An 18,421-nucleotide genomic window follows, 5' to 3' on the forward strand; every position below is an offset into this window, starting at 1 on the left:
CCCTAGAGTCGATGCAATGCTATTTTTAGGGTAAACCCCTATATGTTGTAAAAATGTTTATTCCCCAGGGACTTAGCCGGCATTTCGCAGGGCGCGGGCGGCATCCGCCAGCTCTCCGGCGGTCAGTCCGATGGGGCCGACACCCTGGGCGACCAGCGCGTCCGCTGCTGCGCCGTGCAGCCAGACGGCCCCGGCCACGGCCTGGTCCAACGGCAGCTTCTGGGCGATCAGCGAGCCCAGCATGCCTGCCAATACGTCCCCGGTTCCGGCCGTCGCCAGTCCGGGATTGCCGCTGGTATTGACGCGCAGTGCGCCGTCGGGGGCGCAGACCACGGTGCCCGCGCCCTTCAGCACCACCCAGGCCCGGTAGCGCTGCGCCAGTTGCCAGGCGGCGCCCGGGCGGTCGGCCTGCACCTCGGCCGTGGCGATGCCCAGCAGGCGCCCGGCTTCGGCCGGGTGCGGGGTCAGCACCACGGGGCCCGCACCCCAATTGGGCTGGATGTCGCCGCCGGCCAGCAGGTTCAGGCCATCCGCGTCCAGCACCAGCGGCGCTTCGCGCCGCAGCACGAACAGTTCGGATAGCGTATTGGCCGCCAGCGCGCCCGTGCCTATGCCGCAGCCGGCCACCCAGGCGGTGACGCCCCAGTCCTCCTCCAGCAGGGAGCGGGCGTCGCGCAGCATCAATTCGGGTTGCAGCGGATCGCAGGCCAGGGGCGCGGCCTCTTGGGCAAAACCGACCAGCACCTTGCCGGCGCCAATCTTCAGGGCCGCCCGTGCGGCAAGCAGGGCCGCGCCCGTCATCCCGGGGCCGCCGCCCACTACGCCCACCGTGCCGAAACTGCCCTTGTGGCTGTCCGGGCCGCGCCGCGCGAACAGGGCGGGCAGGGCGGCGCGGTCGATCGCGCCGCCGTCAGTCGGGGCGGGTGTGTTCATGGGCTGAGGCTCCTGGGGAAATCGGCGTGGCGCGAGGGCGCGTATCTACTATAGTGCGCCCAAACCAGCCGGCATCCGGTTGGGCCAACAGACAAGATGGAGACGAATATGAGCGATATCACGCTGGAACACTATTCCGCCTATGAGTCCCTGAAGCTGCGCCGGCACCCCGGCGGGGTGCTGGAGGTGATCATGGGCGCCAAGGGCGGCAAGCCGGGCAAGCTGTCCACGGCCGACGATCGCATGCACCGCGAACTGGCCGACATCTGGCGCGATATCGACACCGACCCGGACACCCGGGTGGTGGTGATCCGCGGCGAGGGCAAGGGCTTTTCGGGCGGGGGCGACCTGGACCTGGTGCAGCAGATGGCCGATGATTTCGACGTGCGCACCCGCGTCTGGCGCGAAGCGCGCGACCTGGTCTACAACATCATCAACTGCAACAAGCCCATCGTGTCCGCCATGCACGGCGCGGCCGTGGGTGCGGGCCTGGTGGCGGGCCTGCTGGCCGACATCTCCATCGCGGCGCGCGATGCGCGCATCATCGACGGCCACACCCGCCTGGGCGTGACGGCCGGCGATCACGCCGCCATCGTCTGGCCGCTGCTTTGCGGCATGGCGCGCGCCAAGTACTACCTGATGCTGTGCGAAACCGTGACCGGCGAGGAAGCCGAACGCATCGGCCTGGTGTCGCTGTGCGTGGACGAGGCCGAACTCATCGGCCGCGCCTTCGAAGTCGCCAACAAGCTGGCCGCGGGTTCCCAGACCGCCATCCGCTGGACCAAGTACTCGCTGAACAACTGGCTGCGCATGGCCGGGCCCAGCTTCGATACGTCGCTGGCGCTGGAATTCATGGGTTTCGGCGGCCCGGACGTGCGCGAAGGGATCCAGTCCCTGCGCGAACGCCGCGCGCCTAACTTCCGTCCGGATTCGCCGTTCTGAGGCGAGGGATTGCGCGCGCCAGGGCAGGGCGCGCAATCCGGCCTGCCTACTTCTTGAAGAACTTCGCGAACGCCGCCTGCGCTTCCTCGGATTGCAGGCGCAGGCGGAACTGCTGGGCTTCGTAGTCCAGCGTGTCCTGGATCGCCTGGCGGTCCGGACGGCGCAACATGGCCTTGGTCAGGCGCAGCGCGGCGGGCGGCTGGCGCACCAGATCGGCGGCGGTGGCTTGCGCCGCCGCCAGCGCCTGGCCCTTGGGCGTGACCGACGTGCCCAGCCCGGCGTCGCAGGCCTCTTGCGCCGTGAACGGTTTGCCCTGCAGCAGCCATTCGGCGGCGCGGCGGGCGCCAACCAGCCGCGGCATCAGCAGGCTCGAGGCGCCCTCCGGGCACAAGCCCAGCGCCACGAATGGGATGCGGAAGGTGGCGCCTTCGCCGGTGTAAACAAAATCGCAATGCTGCAGCAGGGTCACGCCTATGCCGACGGCATAGCCTTCGACTGCGGCGATCACAGGTACTTCGGCCGTCGCCAACGTGCGCAGGAAAGTCAGGCCGGCGCTGTCGCCCGCGCCGCGTTCCGCCTGGAAGTCGCGCAAATCGTTGCCCGCCGTGAAATGCTCGCCCGCGCCGGTCAGGATCACCGCCGCCACCGCCGTGTCGGCCGAGGCCAGCGCGATCTGTTCGGTCAGCGCCGCATAGGTCGCGGTATCCAGCGCGTTGCGGCGGTCCGGCCGGTTGATGGTCAGCGTCAGCACCGCGCCGTCGCGGCTGACTTGCAGTCCGGCGCTCATGCGCCGAAGTCGCCGGCCAGTCGGGCCCGCGCGTCCGCATACTCGCTACGCAACGTGTCCACGATCCGGCGCGTCGGCTGCACGCTGGCGATGCCGCCCACGCCCTGGCCCGCGCCCCAGATGTCCTTCCAGGGCTTGACCCGGCTGGAACCGAAATTCGACGCGCCGCTATCGGGCTGCGGCAGGTTGGCCGGGTCCAGCCCGGCGGCGGCGATGCTGGCCTTCAGGTAGTTGCCGGGGATGCCGGTGAAGAACGGCGTGTACAGGATGTCCGAGGCGCTGGCGTCGACGATGGCGGATTTGTAGCCTTCGCTGGCGTTGGCTTCCTCGCTGGCGATGAAGCGCGTGCCCATGTAGGCGAAGTCCGCGCCCATGGCCTGGGCGGCCAGGATGTGCGCGCCCGAGGTGATCGCGCCCGACAGGATCAGCGGGCCGTCATAGAAGCGGCGCACTTCGGACACCAGCGCAAAGGGGCTGAGCGTGCCCGCGTGGCCGCCGGCCCCGGCGCACACCAGGATCAACCCGTCCACGCCGGCTTCCAGCGCCTTTTCGGCGTGGCGGATCGTGGTCACGTCATGGAACACCTTGCCGCCCCAGTCATGCACGCCTTTGACCAGGTCGCCGGGGGCGCGCAGGCTGGTGATGATGAGCGGCACGCGGTGGCTGGCGCATACGGCCAGGTCCTGCTCCAACCGGTCGTTGGACTGGTGGATGATCTGGTTGACTGCGAACGGCGCCACGGTCGCGCCAGGGTTGGCCTCGCGGTGCGAGGCCAGGCCGGCCTGGACTTCGTCCAGCCAGTCGGTCAGCAGGCTCTGCGGACGCGCGTTCAGAGCGGGGAACGAACCCACGATGCCGCTGGTGCACTGCGCCACCACCAGCTTGGGGTTGGACACGATGAACATCGGGGCGCAGATGACCGGCAGGGACATCTGGCCGTACAAATCAGTCACGAGAGAGTGGGGCATGGCGTCGTCGCGGAAAAAGGTCACAAGAGGGCTTGAGCATCGTAGTCGGGTGTGCCTATAATTATCTACCGACCGTCCGGTAATTAATTAATCCTTATTAAACGGCATGCGCCGAAGCGCTGTCAATGGAGGTACGCGAGTCCCTCCAGCAGCAGCGGCGCAGCCCTTGCAAAGGCAGCCATGGCGACCTCCGCCCCTCCCGCCCAGAAGCGCGCCCGCGCCGGCCGTCCGCCCACCGTGGCGGCCCCCCGCGAACGCATCCTGGAAGAAGCCGCCAAGCTTTTCGCCCGCAGCGGCTATGACGGCAGCTCGGTGTCCGACCTGGCCGCCGCGCTGGGCGTGTCCAAGGCGGCCATCTACCACTACTACACCACCAAGCAGGACATCTACGACGCCATCATCCTGGTCGTGCTGAGCGGCCTGACCCAGGCCGTGGCCCAGGACGTGGCGCGGGCCGAGGGCGCTACCGCCCGGCTGCGCGCCTTCATGGTCGGCCATGCGCGCTACTTCGAACAGCACCACGCCGAATTCGTCACCATGCTGATCGGCTATTCCGGCATGGCCCTGACCGAACGCGAAGACGCCGCCCGGCTGCGCGACGGCTACGAGAAGCGCCTGCGCGAGCTGATCGCGCAAGGCGTCGCCGCCGGCGAGTTCCGCGCGCTGGACGTGGCCGCGGCGGGCCGCGCCGTGCTGTCCATGCTGAATTGGATGGTGCGCTGGTACAAGCCCGGCCAGGGCGACAGCGCCGAAGCCATCGCCGCCGGCTATTTCGATCTACTGGTCGGAGGCATGCGCGCCTGAGGCGCGGCTGTCCCCGGCTTGCCCCGCATTTTCTTGAGACTTCCATCATGGCCCTCGACACCGAAACCCTGAACCTGCTGCTGGACGCCGTGCGCCGCTTCGTGCACGAACGCCTGATCCCCGCCGAAGACGAACTGGCCGAAAGCGGCCAGGTGCCGCCGGATATCGTCAACGAGATGCGCGAGCTGGGCCTGTTCGGCCTGTCCATCTCGCCCGACCATGGCGGCCTGGGCCTGACCATGGAAGAGGAAGTGCGCGTGGTGTTCGAGCTGGGGCAGACCTCGCCCGCGTTCCGCTCGCTGGCCGGCACCAATATCGGCATCGGCTCGCAGGCCATCGTGCTGGCCGGCACCGACGAGCAGCGCGCCCGCTACCTGCCCAAGCTGGCCAGCGGCGAACTGATAGGTTCGTTCGCGCTGACCGAACCCGACGCCGGTTCCGACGCGATGGCGCTGCGCCTGTCCGCGGTGCGCGACGGCGACAGCTACGTGCTCAACGGCACCAAGCGCTACATCACCAACGCGCCCATCGCCGGCCTGTTCTCGGTCATGGCGCGCACCGCGCCGGAACGCCGCGCCAATTCCATTTCGTGCTTCCTGGTCGAAGCCGGCACGCCGGGCCTGACCATCGGCAAACCCGACAAAAAGATGGGCCAGGCCGGCGCCCTGACCAGCGACGTGGTGTTCGACAACTGCCGCGTCCCGGCCAGCGCGCTGCTGGGCGGAGAAGAAGGCAACGGTTTCCGCACCTCGATGCGGGTGCTGGACAAGGGCCGCCTGCACATCTCGGCGTTGTGCGTGGGCATCGCCGACCGCCTGCTGAGCGACGCCGTGAAGTACGCCATTGAGCGTAAGCAATTCGGCCAGCCCATTGCCGAATTCCAGCTGATCCAGGCCATGATCGCCGACAGCCAGGCCGAACTCTACGCCGCGCGATGCATGGTGCTGGACGCCGCCCGCATGCGCGACCGCGGCGAAAACACCACCATGCAGGCCGCCTGCAGCAAGCTGTACGCCACCGAAATGGTGGGCCGCGTGGCCGACCGCGCGGTGCAGATCCACGGCGGCGCCGGCTATATGTCCGAGTACGCGGTCGAACGCTTCTACCGCGATGTGCGCCTGTTCCGCATCTTCGAGGGCACCTCGCAGATCCAGCAGCTGGTGATCGCCCGCGAAACCATCAAGGCGCATTCCTGAGCGCGGACCCGGCGCAAGAGGCTAATATCCTGCATGACTGACGGTGATCCGGCGCACGGCCTCTGGCCGCGCCGGAATATGACGCGCCAGCGGCCGCGCGCCGCCGGCATGACGGAATTCCAGTCTGGCTTGCGCGCAGCCGCAAGCCAGACGTTTTCATTTCTCTTCTAGCGAAAAGACTAATGTCGCAACGTCCCGCTCCCCTTACCGGCATACGCGTGCTGGACCTCACCCGCGTCCTGGCGGGTCCCTGGTGCACCCAGAACCTTGCCGACCTCGGCGCCGAGGTCATCAAGATCGAACGCCCCGGCGCGGGCGACGACACCCGGGCCTGGGGGCCTCCGTACCTGAAGGACGAGGCGGGCAACGACACCACGGAAGCGGCCTATTACCTGTCCGCCAACCGCAACAAGCTGTCGGTGGCGCTGGATATCGCTTCGCCGCGCGGCGCCGAGCTGGTGCGCGAACTGGCGCTGCAAAGCGACATCCTGGTGGAAAACTTCAAGGTGGGCGGCCTCTCCAAGTACGGCCTGGACTACGAAAGCCTGAAGGAACTCAATCCGCGCCTGATCTACTGCTCCATCACCGGCTTCGGCCAGACCGGCCCCTACGCCAGCCGTCCCGGCTATGACTTCATGATCCAGGGCATGGGCGGCCTGATGAGCATCACCGGCGAACGCGACGACCTGCCCGGCGGCGGTCCGCAGAAGGCGGGCGTGGCCGTGACCGACCTGATGACCGGCATGTACTCCACGGTCGGCATCCTGGCCGCGCTGCATGAGCGCTCGCGCAGCGGCCTGGGCCAGCACATCGACATGGCGCTGCTGGACTGCCAGGTCAGCATGCTGGCCAACCAGAACCTCAACTACATGACCTCGGGCGTGGCGCCCAAGCGCGCCGGCAACGCGCACCAGAACCTGGTGCCCTACCAGGTCTTCGCGGCCAGCGACGGCCACCTGATCGTGGCGGTCGGCAACGACAGCCAGTTCCGCAACTACTGCGGCGCGATCGGCCTGCCCGAACTGTCGGCCGACCCGCGCTTTGCCACCAATCCGCAGCGCGTGAAGAACCGCGCCGAGCTGGTGCCGCTCCTGGCCGAACGCATGGCCACCGGCGCGCGCGACCATTGGCTGGCGGCGCTGGAAGGCGTGGGCGTTCCCGCCGGCCCCATCAACACGCTGGACCAGGTTTACGAAGACCCGCAGGTCCTGGCGCGCGGCATGAAGCGTGAAATGCCGCATCCGACCGCGGGCACGGTGCCCATCGCCTCCAGCCCGTTGAAGTTTTCCGACAGCCCGGTCGAGTACCGCCGTCCGCCGCCCATGCTGGGCGAGCACACCGAGCAGGTGCTGTCCGAGAAGCTGGGCCTGTCGGCCGAAGAAATCCTGGCGCTGGCGCAAAGCCGGCCCTGAACCCCATTCAATAAAAGAAAGCAGGAGAGTGTTGATGAAGGAGATTCAAACCATCGGCGTCGTCGGCGCCGGGGCCATGGGGCGCGGCATCGCGCAGATCGCGGCGCAAGCCGGGCTGCGCGTGCGCCTGTACGACACCAGCGCGGACGCTGTTGCGGCGGCGCGCGAGTCGCTGCGCCAGACCTGGGACAAGCTGGCCCAGAAAGGCAAGCTGAGCGCCGCCGACGCACAGGCGGCGCTGGAGCGCGTGGAATCCGCCACCGCGCTGACCGACATGTCGAACTGCCAGCTGGTGGTGGAAGCCATCGTCGAGCGCCTGGACGTCAAGCGCGACCTGTTCGCCGCGCTGGAAGGCGTGGTGGCCGAAGACTGCATCCTGGCGTCGAACACCTCGTCGCTGTCGATCACCGCCATCGCCGCCGCCTGCAAGCGGCCGCAGCGCGTGGCCGGCTACCACTTCTTCAACCCGGTCGCCCTGATGAAGGTGGTCGAAGTCATCGACGGCCTGCGCAGCGCGCCCGAAGTCGGCGACGCGCTGGCCGAGCTGGCGCGCCGCATGGGCCACACGCCCGTGCGCGCCAAGGACATGCCGGGCTTCATCGTCAACCACGCTGGCCGCGGCATGAATACCGAAGGCCTGCGCGTGGCGCAGGAAGCCGTGGCGACCTTCGCCCAGGTCGACGCCGTGATGCGCGAGCAGGCCGGTTTCCGCATGGGCCCCTTCGAACTGCTGGACCTGACGGCGCTGGACGTGTCCCACCCCGTCATGGAATCCATCTACCGCCAGTTCTTCGACGAGCCGCGCTTCCGTCCCTCGCCCATCACCACCGTGCGCCTGGCCGGCGGCCTGATCGGCCGCAAGGCCGGCGAAGGCTTCTACGTCTACGCCGACGGCCAGAAGCAGGTGCCGGCCGAGCCGCCCGTGCCCGCGCTGCCCGAGAACCTGAAGGTCTGGGTCAGCCCCAAGCACGCCGAAGGCTATGCCCGCGCCGCCGCGCTGGTGGAAAAGCTGGGCGCCACGCTGGTGACCGGCTCCACGCCTGACGCCGACGCGCTCATCCTGGTCACGCCCTACGGCGAAGACGTCTCCACCACCGTTTCCGCGCAAGGCCTGAACGCGGCCCGCACGGTCGGCCTGGACACGCTCTACGCCTTCGACAGCGCCAAGCGCCGCACCATCATGGTGTCGCCCGCCACCGAAGCCAAGTGGCGCGACGCCGCGCACGCGCTGCTGGCCGCCGACGGCGTGCCCGTCACGGTGATCGAGGATTCGCCCGGCTTCATCGCCCAGCGCATCGTCGCCACCATCGTCAACATCGCCAGCGACATCGCGCAGCAGCAGATCGCCACGCCCAAGGACATCGACCTGGCGGTGACGCTGGGCCTGGGCTATCCGGTGGGTCCGCTGGCCCTGGGCGACAAGCTCGGCGCCGACCGCATCCTGGAAATCCTGAAAAGCATGCAGCGCGTGACCGGCGATCCGCGCTATCGCCCCAGCCTGTGGCTGCAGCGCCGCGTGCAGCTGGGCATGTCGCTGACCAAGGCGGCTGGCGAACAGTGATGTGACGGGATGCGCATGGCAGGCGCCGCCCTGGCATGCAAAAAAAGGCCTGCAAGACTTCGTGTCTTGCGGGCCTTTTTTGCGGGGCGGGCCGTCTCAGTTCGCCGGCTTGACGCCGATCAGCGACACCAGCGGCGTCCACAGTGCGATGTCGTCGCGGATGCGCCGGGCGAACTTCTCCTTCACTTCGCCTGCCCGCGGCTGGCTGCCGGACGCGTCGAATTTGCTCAACACGTCCGGGTCGCGCAACATGACCTGCACGGCGTCGGCCAGCCTGTCCACGACCTCGGCGGGCGTGCCGGGCGGCGCGAACAGGCCGTTCCAGGTTTCGATCTCGTGTCCGGCGATGGTGTCGGCGATGGCCGGCACGCCGGGCAGCTGAGGCACGGGCTGGCGGCTGGAAACTCCCAGGAAGCGAATGCGGCCGCTGTCCTTGTACGGCAGGATTTCGGAGATATTGGCCGAGTAAAGATCGGTCGTGCCGCCCATGGTGTCGAGCAGGGCGGGCGCGCCGCCGCGATAGCCGATCAGCGTCGCCTCGATGCCGGCGCGCTTGAGAAACACCAGCACCGACATATGCGACATCGACCCCTCGCCGCCGTGCGCGACGGTCAGCGCGCCCGGTTTGGCTCGGCCATACTCGATCAGCTGCGCCAGACTCTGGAAACGCGAACTGGACGGCACCGTGAGCACCAGCGGATTGCTGGCGATGTTGGCGACCGGCACCAGATCGTTCAACGGGTCGTAACGCACATTGAACAGGAACCGCACCAGCGAAACCTGGCCGATCGAACCCACCATCAGCGTGTTGCCGTCGTTGCGCGAGCGTATCAACGCATCGGTGGCGATGGTGCCGCCAGCACCGGCTTGGTTCTTCACGACGACCGACGAGCCCAAGGTGCGGCGCAACGAATCGGAGGTAATGCGCGCCACATAGTCGGTGTTGCCGCCGGGCGGGTAAGGCACGATCAACGTGATGGCGGCCCCTTCCTGGGCGCGGACCAACGCGGGCAGCAGCAATGGCGCAGAGGCCAGCAGCCGCGAGAACTGACGACGATTCATGATGTTTTCCCCTTGTGTCGTAGTTGGTGCGCGGCGCGGGCTTCAGCGGACCGCGGCCGCCATCCGGCCGCCGCCCTTGGCGCCGACCACTTTACCGTCCGCATACACCGTGGCGCCGCGGACCAGCGTGTGCACCGGCTTGCCCTTGAGGCGGCGGCCGGCGTAGGGACTCCAGCCCACCAGGCTGAGCACGTCCTCGTCGCGCACTTCGTATTCGGTCTCCAGATCGACCAGCACCAGGTCGGCGTCCAGGCCCGCGCGGATTTCGCCCTTGTCGCGCAGCCGGAACAACTCGGCGGGCTTGGCGGAACATGCCTCGGCCACGCGCTCCAGGCTGATCTTGCCTTCCTGGGCCGCCGTCAGGAACATGCTCAGGTAGAACTGCGTCGACGGTGTGCCGGTATGGGCCTTCCAGCCATCGGTCCAGCCCACTTCCTTTTCTTCACGCGTGTGCGGCGCATGGTCGGTGGCGATGATGTCGATCGTTCCGTCGTTGAGGCCTTCCCACAAGCCGGGCACGTTCTTCTCGGGCACCCAGTACGACAGCGCATACGAGCCCAGGCGCTGGATGGCCGACCATTCGCAACCCAGGAACAGGGCCCAGGGATTGATCTCGCAGGTGACCTTCTGGCCCGCCGCCTTGGCCTCGCGGATGAGCTGCACGCTGCCAGCGGTCTGGGTGTGCAGGATGTGCAGATGGCAGCCGGCCGCCTTCTGCAGCCGCAGCAGGGTGGCGATGGCGGTTTCCCAGATCACGCCATCATGGGCGGCGTAGGCGCGTGCATAGGCGAGGGCGTCGCGCTCGCCCCGGTCCCAGTAGGTCTGTTCGATCACGTCCATCAGGGCCTGGTCGTGGGGATGCACCATCAAGGGCACGTCCAGTTCGGCGCAGCGCTGCATGATGCGCAGCAGCTTGCCGTGGTCATGCACGCCGATGCCAGGCATGTGCGGGTAGTCTCGACCCGTGTCCACCACCATGAAGATCTTGAACGCCGCAATGCCCGTGGCGGTCATGGCTTCCATTTCCGACTCTATCGTCGGCGCCGGGTTGAAGTTCCAGTCGACCACGGCATCGCTGCGGTAGATGGCGAACTGCTTCTCCAGCAGGTCCAGCGAGTTGGGCGGCGGATTGACGTTGGGCATGCCCACGCTGGTGGTGACGCCGCCGGCCGCGCATTGCTGCGTGGCGGTGAGGATGGTGTCCTTGTACTCGAATCCCTTCTGCGAGCCCTGGCGGTGGTGCGAGTGCATGTCGATGGCGCCTGGCAATACTGCCAGGCCGCTGGCATCGATGACGTTGCGCGCGTCGGGCTCGCTGCCGGCCTCGTACAAGCCGGCGATCTTGCCGTCGCGGATGCCGATGGAGGCGTGCACCTGTCCCTGGGGAGTGACCACCAGGCCGTTTTTGATCAAAGTGTCCATGCTGTTTTCCTTGTGTTGGGGAATGGCAAAACGATCAGGCCGCGCGGGCGGCAGGCGGGAGGGCGCGCTGGCGCACGGTGTCCCAGACCTGCATGACGTAGTCCTTGCTCAGGCCCTTGGTGATGAAAACCATGCGGGATTGCCGGTCCGTGTCGGGCCAGTGCGGCAACTCGGCTGGCGGATGGAACAGGCGCTGCACCGCTTGCAGCACGATGGGGCGTTCGTGGCCGGCGATGTGCAGGATGCCCTTCACGCGCAGCAGTTCGTCCGGGTGCGCCATGACCAGCGCATCCAGCCAGGCGCTGACCTGCGGCCAGTGCAAGGGGTCGGCGAAGTCCAGGCAGAAGCTGTCGATGCGCGCATGGTCGTGGGCATGCGTGTGTGCATGGTGATGCTCGTGCCCGTCCGCGTAGGGCGCGGCGTTGAGCCATAGCCGGGCTTGCTCCGGGCGCACGTCCACGTCATAGACGTCAGGCCCTTCCAGCACGGTGGCATCCGGCCGGGCCGCAGGGTTGCAGACCACACGCGTGGCGCCGGGGTTGGCGCGCGCCAGCGTGTCCACCAGCGCCGCCACGTCCGCGCCGGGCAGGTCGGTCTTGGTGACGATCAAGGCATCGGCGACAGCCACTTGCTTGACGGCCTCCGGGTGCGCGGCCAGGGTGGCCGGCCCGTTGACGGCGTCCACCACGGTCAGCACGCGGTTCAGGCGAAACGAACGCGCCACCGGAAACGTCATCAAGGCCTGGATGACCGGCACCACGTCGGCCATGCCGGTGGTCTCGATCAGGACGCGGTCGAAGGCCGGGATCTGGCCGGCGCTGCGCTTGGCGCGCAGGTCGCGCAGCGTCTCGACCAGATCGCCTTGCACGGTGCAGCACAGGCATCCTGTGCTCAGTTCGATGGTGTTGTCGTTGCTGCTGGCGATCAGCGCGTGATCGATGCCGATCTCCCCAAACTCGTTGACGATGACCGCCGCATCGGCCAGCGCCGGGTCGCGCAGCCAGTGATTCAACAGAGTGGTCTTGCCGCTGCCCAGAAAGCCCGTCAGCAAAGTGACCGGAATGCGCGTTTCTGAAGTTTCGCCGTTTGCCATGATTCACCTTTGCAAAAAACATTAAATTCGCAACCATTGCGACTAAATGGATTTTTGCATCGAGTTCGCGCTTTGGCAAGACCCCCCTCGTTTCGCGCGGCGCGCCTCGGTCCAGCGGGGTAGGGCGACGCTGCTAGAATCGCGGAGCAATGAAATTTCGCAATGGATGCGAAATCACGCGCCGCATGGGCGTAGCGACAGGGAGAGATCGACGTGGCGGGTGAAATCAGGACGCGCAACCGGATACTGCACATCCTGCAGCTCTATGACAGGAGCGCCGCATGGTCGGTCGAGGAGATCGCCGTCGAAATGGATGTCTCTGTCAGCTCGGCCTACCGCGACGTGCAGGAGCTGGTGCGCGCCGATTTCCTGACCCCGGTCATGGGCGCGCGCTATGTGCTGGGGCCCACGTTTGCCCATTTCGACCTGCTGATGCGCCATGGCGACCCCTTGCTCAAGGTGGCGGAGCCGCTGATGCGGCGGCTGGTGGAGGCGACCACGCCCTCGTCGGCATCGGTGCTCACGCGCAGCTACCAGGACAAGGTCATGTGCATCCACCAGGAAATCGGTGATCCGGCCGCGCGCGTCGGCCGCTATGAACGCGGCGCCACCATGCCGATGTTTCGCGGCGCGACCTCCAAAGTCATCCTGGCGCACCAGAGCCGCCGCGCCCTGGAACGCATGTACCTGGCCCATGAAGAGGAAGTGCGCGCCATTTCGCACTGGAAGAGCCTGAAGGACCTGTGCCTGGAACTCGATGCCATCCGCGAGGCGGGCGTCGCCGTCAGCGATTCCGAGATCACGCCGGGGACCATAGGCATCGCGGCGCCCATTTTCCTGGAGCAGCGCGTGGTGGCCGGATTGAGCCTGATCGTGCGCACCGAGCATTGCCGTCTCGAGCCTTTCCGCGCGGCCGTCATCGAGGCTGCCGGCCAGATCAGCAGCGAGTTGGCCGAGGTGGAAGGCGCCTGGGTGGCGCGCGCCTGAACACAGGCCCCAGGCCGCTCAATCGGATCGCAACTGGCGGTCCCGGCCCAGGCGGCGCAATTCATCCAGCGTGTGGCGCAGCAACTCCGAGGGCTCGCTCTCCCGCCGGACATACATGCCGACCGAGCGCGAGAGCGCCTGCCGCAGGCGGGTCTTGCGCACGCCGCGCTGCGTCGCGTTGTCCAGCGACGACTCCGGCAACAGCGCAATACCGCAGTTGTGCTGCACGAAGCGCGCGATGGTGTTCAGGTCCCGCAGGGAATAGAGCGGATTGAAGGGCTGGGACGCGGCCTGGAAGGCGCGTTCGGTCAGCACGCGCACGCTGGTGCCAGGAGGCATGCTGATCAACGGCAGCCGGGCCAGTTCCGTGGGCATCCAACGCGTGACGTCCGGTTTGATCTGGGCGCTGTGGAACAGCACGAAGGGTTCGGTAAACAACTCCTGATAGACCAGGTCGGAAGCGCCTTCCTCGTTCATCGTGGTCACGGCGATGTCCACCCGCCGCTCGCGCAGCAATTGCAAGGCTTCGTTGGCGATGGGATCGTAGACCTCCACGCGGATCCGAGGGCGCTTGCGCGCGAGGCTCTGGATCAATAGCGGAATGAGCGACGCTGCAAGCGTGGGCAAGGCCGCGACGGCGACGCGGCTGTTGCGGTCGCGCAGCCGCTGGTCCAGTTCCAGCATGCCTTTCTCATGCAGTGCAGTGATCTTGCGCGCGATCTCCAGGATGTCCTGGCCTTCGCGCGACAGGCGCACCATGCGGGTGGTGCGCTCGAAGAGTTTGACGCCCAGCGTCTCTTCCGTTTCCTTCAGCAGTTTGCTCAGCGTGGGCTGAGTGACGTGCAGCATCTCGGCCGTTTTCTGAAAACTCAGTGTTTCGGCCAGCAGCACGAAGATGCGCAGTTGTCTCGTCGTCAGATTCATTCTTTTTGTCTATCAATGCCGTTCAAATCGGAACTTAACTGGAGGGCCTGGCTGCCTTAGCCTTTGCTTCACGATCTTTCTCTGGAGCTGGGATGTTTCGTCTTGATGGCAAGGTAGCCCTGGTGACCGGTTGCGGCACGCTGGGCGAGGGGTGGGGCAATGGCAAGGCCGCCGCGGCGGTGCTTGCCAGGCAGGGCGCTGCGGTTTTCGGGTGCGACCTGAACATCGACGCGGCGCGCCAGTCCGCGCAGGCCGTGGCCGCCGAGGGCGGCAGGATCACGGTCCGGCAGTGCGACGTCACGGACGGCGAGCAAGTGGCGGAGCTGGTGCGGGCCTGCATGGATACATACGGCCGCATCGACGTGCTGGTCAACAACGTGGGCCGCTCGGAACCGGGCGATCCGGTCTCCATGCCGGAGGATCTTTGGCACGATCAGATCCAGGTGAACCTGACCTCCGCCTTCTTGTGCTGCAAGCACGTCATCCCCCTCATGAAGAGCGCCGGTGGAGGATCGATTATCAACATTTCATCCATCGCCGGGCTGCGTTATGCGGGCAAACCCCAGGTCGGCTACGCCGCCGCCAAGGCCGCCCTGATGCAGATGACGGCCACCACCGCGGTCATCTATGCGCAAGACGGCGTGCGGCTGAATTCGGTGGTGCCGGGACTGATGTTCACGCCCCTGGTGGAGCGCCTGGCGCAGAAATACGCCAAGGGCGATTACGAGGGTTTCGTGGCGCACCGCCATGCCCAAGTGCCGGCGGGCCGCATGGGCGACGCCTGGGACGTGGCCCATGCCGTGGCTTTCCTGGCCAGCGATGAGAGCCGCTACATCACGGGGCAGCAGATCGTGGTGGACGGCGGCATCACCATGGCAACGCGTTGAGCCGGGGGACAGTCGCGATGAACGTGCATGAGCAAGCGGGCGCCGGGCGCCTGGCGGGCAAGGTGGCCCTGATCTTCGGCGCTGGGTGCGTCGGACCGGGCTGGGGCAACGGACGAGCGATCGCCGTGCGCTTCGCCCAGGAGGGGGCCGTGGTGGTCGCGGTGGACATACGGCCGGAGTCCCTGCCCGAGACCCTGGAGTTGGCGGGACGCTACCAGTCCCGCATCGAAACCCAGATCTGCGACGTGGGCGACGTGGCGCAGGTCGCAGCGCTGGTCCAAGCGGTGGCGCGGCGTCACGGACGGATCGACATTCTGGTCAACAACGTGGGAGGTCCCATCCCCGGCGGTCCGGCGGCGCTTACCCAAGCGGATTGGCGCAGGCAGCTCGACCTGAACCTGACCTCGGTGTTCACGACCTGCCAACATGTCCTGCCCATCATGCAGGCGCAGGGCGCGGGCGCCGTGGTCAACGTGTCCTCGACCTCGGCCATACGCTGGACCGGCGCGCCGCAGGTCGGCTATGCGGCAGCCAAGGCGGGCGTGATGCAGTTCGGCCGAGTGGCCGCCGTGGAATACGCCAGCAAGGGGGTGCGCATCAATACGGTCTTGCCGGGCCAGCTCCATACGCCGCTGGTCGATGCCTTCCTCGCCGGCCAGCAGAGCGCGGGCGACATCGACGCCCTGCTGGAGCGACGGCGCCGCCGCATTCCGTTGCCGCTTTCCGGCGATGGCCGGGACACGGCCAATGCCGTGCTCTTTCTGGCCTCGGACGAGGCGCGTTTCATCACCGGAACCGAACTGATCGTGGACGGGGGCATGAGCGCCCGCTGCGACTGAAAACCAAGCTGAGGAGAATCACGATGGCGCGAATTGAATATGCGGATATCGCCAGGCCGGAGATCCGGCCGCTGGTCGAACGCATCGAACGGGAGCGGTCCAGCCTGCCGAATCTTTATCGGATGCTGCTCAACAGCCCCCCGGTGGCGCAAGGCTGGCTGGCCTATCTCACGGCGATACGCCAGCACAGCGGGCTTGCACCCAAACTGCGGGAGATGCTCATCCTGCGCGTCGCGGTGCTGAACCAGGCCGATTACGAATTCGAGCAGCATCTGCCGATCGCCTTGAAGGCGGGCTGCAACGAAGACCAGGTGCAGGGCTTGAAGACCGGCAATTTCGCATCGCTGGACTCGGGCGAACGCGCGGCCATGGCGTATTGCGATGAGATGACGCGCGACATCCGGGTCCGGGACGCCACGTTCGCAGCCGTCCGCGAGGCTTTCGATGCCCGCGCGATCGTCGAGATCACGGCCACGGTGGCCGCGTACAACATGGTGTCGCGCTTTCTGGAGGCGATACAGATCGACCACGAATGAACGGCTTCTTGCACAGCCGGTAAATAAAAAAACAGGAGACATGCATGCATAGCTTCAAACGATTTGGTGGCGCGTTCGCATCCCTTGCGCTGGGCCTGGCCCTGAGCGCGCCGGCCCATGCCGGCTATCCGGCAAAACCGGTGCAACTGATCATTCCGTTCGCGCCCGGCGATACCGACCAGATGCTGCGGCCCATCACCGAGAAGATGGGGCAATACCTGGGCCAGCCCATCGTGATGAACTACAAGCCCGGCGCGGGAGGAGGCATAGGCGCGGCATATACGGCCTCGGCGGCGCCCGACGGCTACACCATCGTGGGCAGTTCGCCGGGGGCGCTGGTCGTGGTCCCGCTGGCCAACAAGGAAATCAAGTACACGACGGAGTCCTTTGCTCCGGTTGCCGCGATATCCCTGGGCGGCATGATGATCGTCGCGCCCGGGAAGTCCAGGTACAAGACCCTGGCCGACGTGGTGGCCGACGCCAACGCGCGTCCCGATGCCATCTCCTATGGCACCTCGGGCGCCATGGGCATCAGCCATCTGCTGGGCGAAACGTTCGCCTCGGAGGCCAAGGTCAAATTGCGCCATATTCCCTTCCAGGGCAGCACGCCGGCGGTCACCGCCTTGCTGGGCGGCCACACGGATATCGCCGTGTCCGCGGTGGGGCCGGCGCAGGCGCATATCCAGTCCGGCGGCTTGCGGCCGCTGGCCGTCTTCAGCAGCAAGCGGCTGGCGGCCTATCCGGACGTGCCGACCCTGCGCGAACTGGGCTACGACGTCGGCAGCCCCACCATCTACGGGCTGATGGCGCCCAAGGGCACGCCGCCCCAGGTGGTCGACGCCTTGTACCAGGCCGCCCGCAAGGTCGTGGCGGAGCAGGGTGATGAGGTGAACAAGACCCTGGGCGGCATAGGCGCGGAAATCAGCGTGCTGAGCCCGCAGGAGTATGGCGCCTATCTGCAGGAGCAGCGAGCATTGTTTTCCAAGGCGATCGGCCTGATCCGCGAATAATCGGCGCGCCAGCGCGCGCAAAGAAAAAGCCCCTTGATTTGCTCAAGGGGCTTTTTTCATCATGGGAGGCGAGTCTTACTTCGCCGCATCCACCATGTACTGCACCGCTGCGCGGATATCGTCTTCCGAGGCGTTGGCCGCGCCGCCCTTCGGCGGCATCGGCGGCTTGCCCTGCATGGCGACCTTCACCATGGCGTCCATGCCGGTCTTGATGAAAGGATCCCAGGCGGCCTTGTCGCCGAACTTGGGAGCGTTGGCCACGCCGGTGGCATGGCAGGCAAAGCAGACGCTCTTGTACAGCTTTTCGCCGGCCGGATTGACCGCTGCCGCGGCTTGCGGCGCGGCGGCGGGCGCTGCCGGGGCAGGCGCCGGTGCGGCGGCGGCTGGAGCAGCGGCAACAACCGGGGCAGCAGCGGCGGGTGCAGCAGCGGCGGGCGCGGCAGCCGCTTCCTTCTTGTCGCCTTCCGCGGCCGGAGCGGCGGGCTCGGGCAGGGAAGCGCCCGACTTGTTGGCCATGTACACCACGGCGCGCGCGACTTCGTAGTCGGACAGCGTGGGGTTGCCGCCCTTGGCGGGCATGCCGCCCTTGCCGTGCAGGGCCACGTTCATCATGGCGTCGTAGCCCGCGGTGATGAAGGGCGCCCAGGCGGCGTTATCGCCCACCTTGGGTGCGCCAGCCACGCCGGCGGTATGACAGGCCGTACAGACGGCGGCGAAGACCTGTTCGCCGGTCTTGAAGACCTTGGGGGCATTCGCATCGACCAGCTGGAAGCCCGCGACCGGGGCAATGCGCTTGGCGACGGCTTCTTGGGACAGCGTGTCCGAACCCGCTCCTGTCTTGTTGCCCGAGACCACCATGTTCACCAATAGGATGATGATGGCGATCGGGATCACGAAAGACAGGACGATCGTGACGATCAGTTGCTTCGGGGTCTTGATGGGGGAGGAGTGCTCTTCTATGTGTTCCTGCTCGTTGCTCATGACCAAATCCTGCTAACGGGTACCGGGGGCGCCTGGCGGCGGCAACAGAAAATCAGTACTGCACAAGTCGGCGGCAT

Annotated in this window: 18 protein-coding genes; 10 read left to right on the forward strand and 8 right to left on the reverse strand. The window is 67.0% G+C overall.

The genetic code is table 11. The features are described from left to right. Positions 1 to 72 precede the first annotated feature (72 nt). Positions 73 to 933: an NAD(P)H-hydrate dehydratase gene (locus BRO63_RS00390; RefSeq protein ID WP_088138010.1), complete on the reverse strand. Its 861-nt coding sequence runs from the start codon at positions 931 to 933 to the stop codon at positions 73 to 75. Between the two features lie 108 nt (positions 934 to 1,041). Here BRO63_RS00390 and BRO63_RS00395 point away from each other — a divergent pair, with 108 nt between their 5' ends. Beyond that, positions 1,042 to 1,875: an enoyl-CoA hydratase/isomerase family protein gene (locus tag BRO63_RS00395; protein ID WP_013391155.1), complete on the forward strand. Its 834-nt coding sequence runs from the start codon at positions 1,042 to 1,044 to the stop codon at positions 1,873 to 1,875. A gap of 46 nt (positions 1,876 to 1,921) precedes the next feature. On the opposite strand, the gene BRO63_RS00400 is transcribed toward BRO63_RS00395, so the two are convergent. Next, positions 1,922 to 2,662: an enoyl-CoA hydratase-related protein gene (locus BRO63_RS00400; RefSeq protein WP_088138011.1), complete on the reverse strand. Its 741-nt coding sequence runs from the start codon at positions 2,660 to 2,662 to the stop codon at positions 1,922 to 1,924. Next, positions 2,659 to 3,630, reverse strand: coding sequence for an NAD(P)H-dependent flavin oxidoreductase (locus tag BRO63_RS00405; RefSeq protein WP_088138043.1), 972 nt, complete (start codon positions 3,628 to 3,630; stop codon positions 2,659 to 2,661). Before BRO63_RS00405 ends, BRO63_RS00400 begins: the two co-directional genes overlap by 4 nt. 180 nt (positions 3,631 to 3,810) lie before the next feature. Between BRO63_RS00405 and BRO63_RS00410 the strand changes: the two genes are divergently transcribed. From BRO63_RS00410 to BRO63_RS00425, 4 genes are all read left to right on the forward strand, one after another. Next, on the forward strand, positions 3,811 to 4,434 hold the full coding sequence (locus BRO63_RS00410; RefSeq protein ID WP_088138012.1) for a TetR/AcrR family transcriptional regulator: 624 nt from the start codon (positions 3,811 to 3,813) through the stop codon (positions 4,432 to 4,434). A 47-nt stretch (positions 4,435 to 4,481) separates the two neighbouring features. Next, complete coding sequence (locus BRO63_RS00415) at positions 4,482 to 5,630, forward strand: acyl-CoA dehydrogenase family protein (RefSeq protein ID WP_088138013.1); 1,149 nt, start codon at positions 4,482 to 4,484, stop codon at positions 5,628 to 5,630. Positions 5,631 to 5,812: 182 nt separating this feature from the next. Continuing rightward, positions 5,813 to 7,042: a CaiB/BaiF CoA transferase family protein gene (locus BRO63_RS00420; protein ID WP_088138014.1), complete on the forward strand. Its 1,230-nt coding sequence runs from the start codon at positions 5,813 to 5,815 to the stop codon at positions 7,040 to 7,042. Positions 7,043 to 7,076: 34 nt separating this feature from the next. Further along, positions 7,077 to 8,603 (forward strand): 3-hydroxyacyl-CoA dehydrogenase, encoded by a 1,527-nt coding sequence (locus BRO63_RS00425; RefSeq protein ID WP_088138015.1) that lies wholly within the window; start codon positions 7,077 to 7,079, stop codon positions 8,601 to 8,603. 96 nt (positions 8,604 to 8,699) lie between these two features. Here BRO63_RS00425 and BRO63_RS00430 read toward each other — a convergent pair whose 3' ends face one another. Genes BRO63_RS00430 through BRO63_RS00440 form a run of 3 tightly spaced genes read right to left on the reverse strand, consistent with a single transcriptional unit; the run spans position 8,700 to position 12,180 of the window. Beyond that, positions 8,700 to 9,665 (reverse strand): Bug family tripartite tricarboxylate transporter substrate binding protein, encoded by a 966-nt coding sequence (locus tag BRO63_RS00430; RefSeq protein WP_088138016.1) that lies wholly within the window; start codon positions 9,663 to 9,665, stop codon positions 8,700 to 8,702. A gap of 42 nt (positions 9,666 to 9,707) precedes the next feature. Beyond that, positions 9,708 to 11,141 (reverse strand): dihydroorotase, encoded by a 1,434-nt coding sequence (locus tag BRO63_RS00435; protein WP_306425661.1) that lies wholly within the window; start codon positions 11,139 to 11,141, stop codon positions 9,708 to 9,710. Next, positions 11,122 to 12,180 (reverse strand): CobW family GTP-binding protein, encoded by a 1,059-nt coding sequence (locus tag BRO63_RS00440; RefSeq protein WP_088138018.1) that lies wholly within the window; start codon positions 12,178 to 12,180, stop codon positions 11,122 to 11,124. Before BRO63_RS00440 ends, BRO63_RS00435 begins: the two co-directional genes overlap by 20 nt. A gap of 213 nt (positions 12,181 to 12,393) precedes the next feature. On the opposite strand from BRO63_RS00440, the gene BRO63_RS00445 reads away from it, so the two are divergent. Further along, on the forward strand, positions 12,394 to 13,167 hold the full coding sequence (locus BRO63_RS00445; protein ID WP_088138019.1) for an IclR family transcriptional regulator: 774 nt from the start codon (positions 12,394 to 12,396) through the stop codon (positions 13,165 to 13,167). Between the two features lie 18 nt (positions 13,168 to 13,185). On the opposite strand, the gene BRO63_RS00450 is transcribed toward BRO63_RS00445, so the two are convergent. Continuing rightward, entirely contained in the window at positions 13,186 to 14,091 is a 906-nt protein-coding gene (locus BRO63_RS00450; protein WP_088138020.1) for a LysR family transcriptional regulator, read from the reverse strand. A gap of 92 nt (positions 14,092 to 14,183) precedes the next feature. Between BRO63_RS00450 and BRO63_RS00455 the strand changes: the two genes are divergently transcribed. Genes BRO63_RS00455 through BRO63_RS00470 form a run of 4 tightly spaced genes read left to right on the forward strand, consistent with a single transcriptional unit; the run spans position 14,184 to position 17,363 of the window. Then, on the forward strand, positions 14,184 to 14,978 hold the full coding sequence (locus tag BRO63_RS00455; protein WP_088138021.1) for an SDR family NAD(P)-dependent oxidoreductase: 795 nt from the start codon (positions 14,184 to 14,186) through the stop codon (positions 14,976 to 14,978). Between the two features lie 17 nt (positions 14,979 to 14,995). Further along, positions 14,996 to 15,817: an SDR family NAD(P)-dependent oxidoreductase gene (locus BRO63_RS00460; protein ID WP_088138022.1), complete on the forward strand. Its 822-nt coding sequence runs from the start codon at positions 14,996 to 14,998 to the stop codon at positions 15,815 to 15,817. A gap of 23 nt (positions 15,818 to 15,840) precedes the next feature. Continuing rightward, positions 15,841 to 16,353: a carboxymuconolactone decarboxylase family protein gene (locus tag BRO63_RS00465; RefSeq protein WP_088138023.1), complete on the forward strand. Its 513-nt coding sequence runs from the start codon at positions 15,841 to 15,843 to the stop codon at positions 16,351 to 16,353. 44 nt (positions 16,354 to 16,397) lie between these two features. Next, positions 16,398 to 17,363 carry a Bug family tripartite tricarboxylate transporter substrate binding protein gene (locus tag BRO63_RS00470; RefSeq protein ID WP_088138024.1) on the forward strand — a complete coding sequence of 322 codons (966 nt, stop codon included), beginning with the start codon at positions 16,398 to 16,400 and terminating at the stop codon, positions 17,361 to 17,363. Between the two features lie 75 nt (positions 17,364 to 17,438). Here BRO63_RS00470 and BRO63_RS00475 read toward each other — a convergent pair whose 3' ends face one another. Next, positions 17,439 to 18,344, reverse strand: coding sequence for a c-type cytochrome (locus BRO63_RS00475; RefSeq protein WP_088138025.1), 906 nt, complete (start codon positions 18,342 to 18,344; stop codon positions 17,439 to 17,441). Positions 18,345 to 18,421: the final 77 nt, after the last annotated feature.

It is taken from the genome of Achromobacter xylosoxidans, from assembly GCF_002192695.1.
Taxonomy (GTDB): domain Bacteria; phylum Pseudomonadota; class Gammaproteobacteria; order Burkholderiales; family Burkholderiaceae_B; genus Achromobacter; species Achromobacter xylosoxidans_C.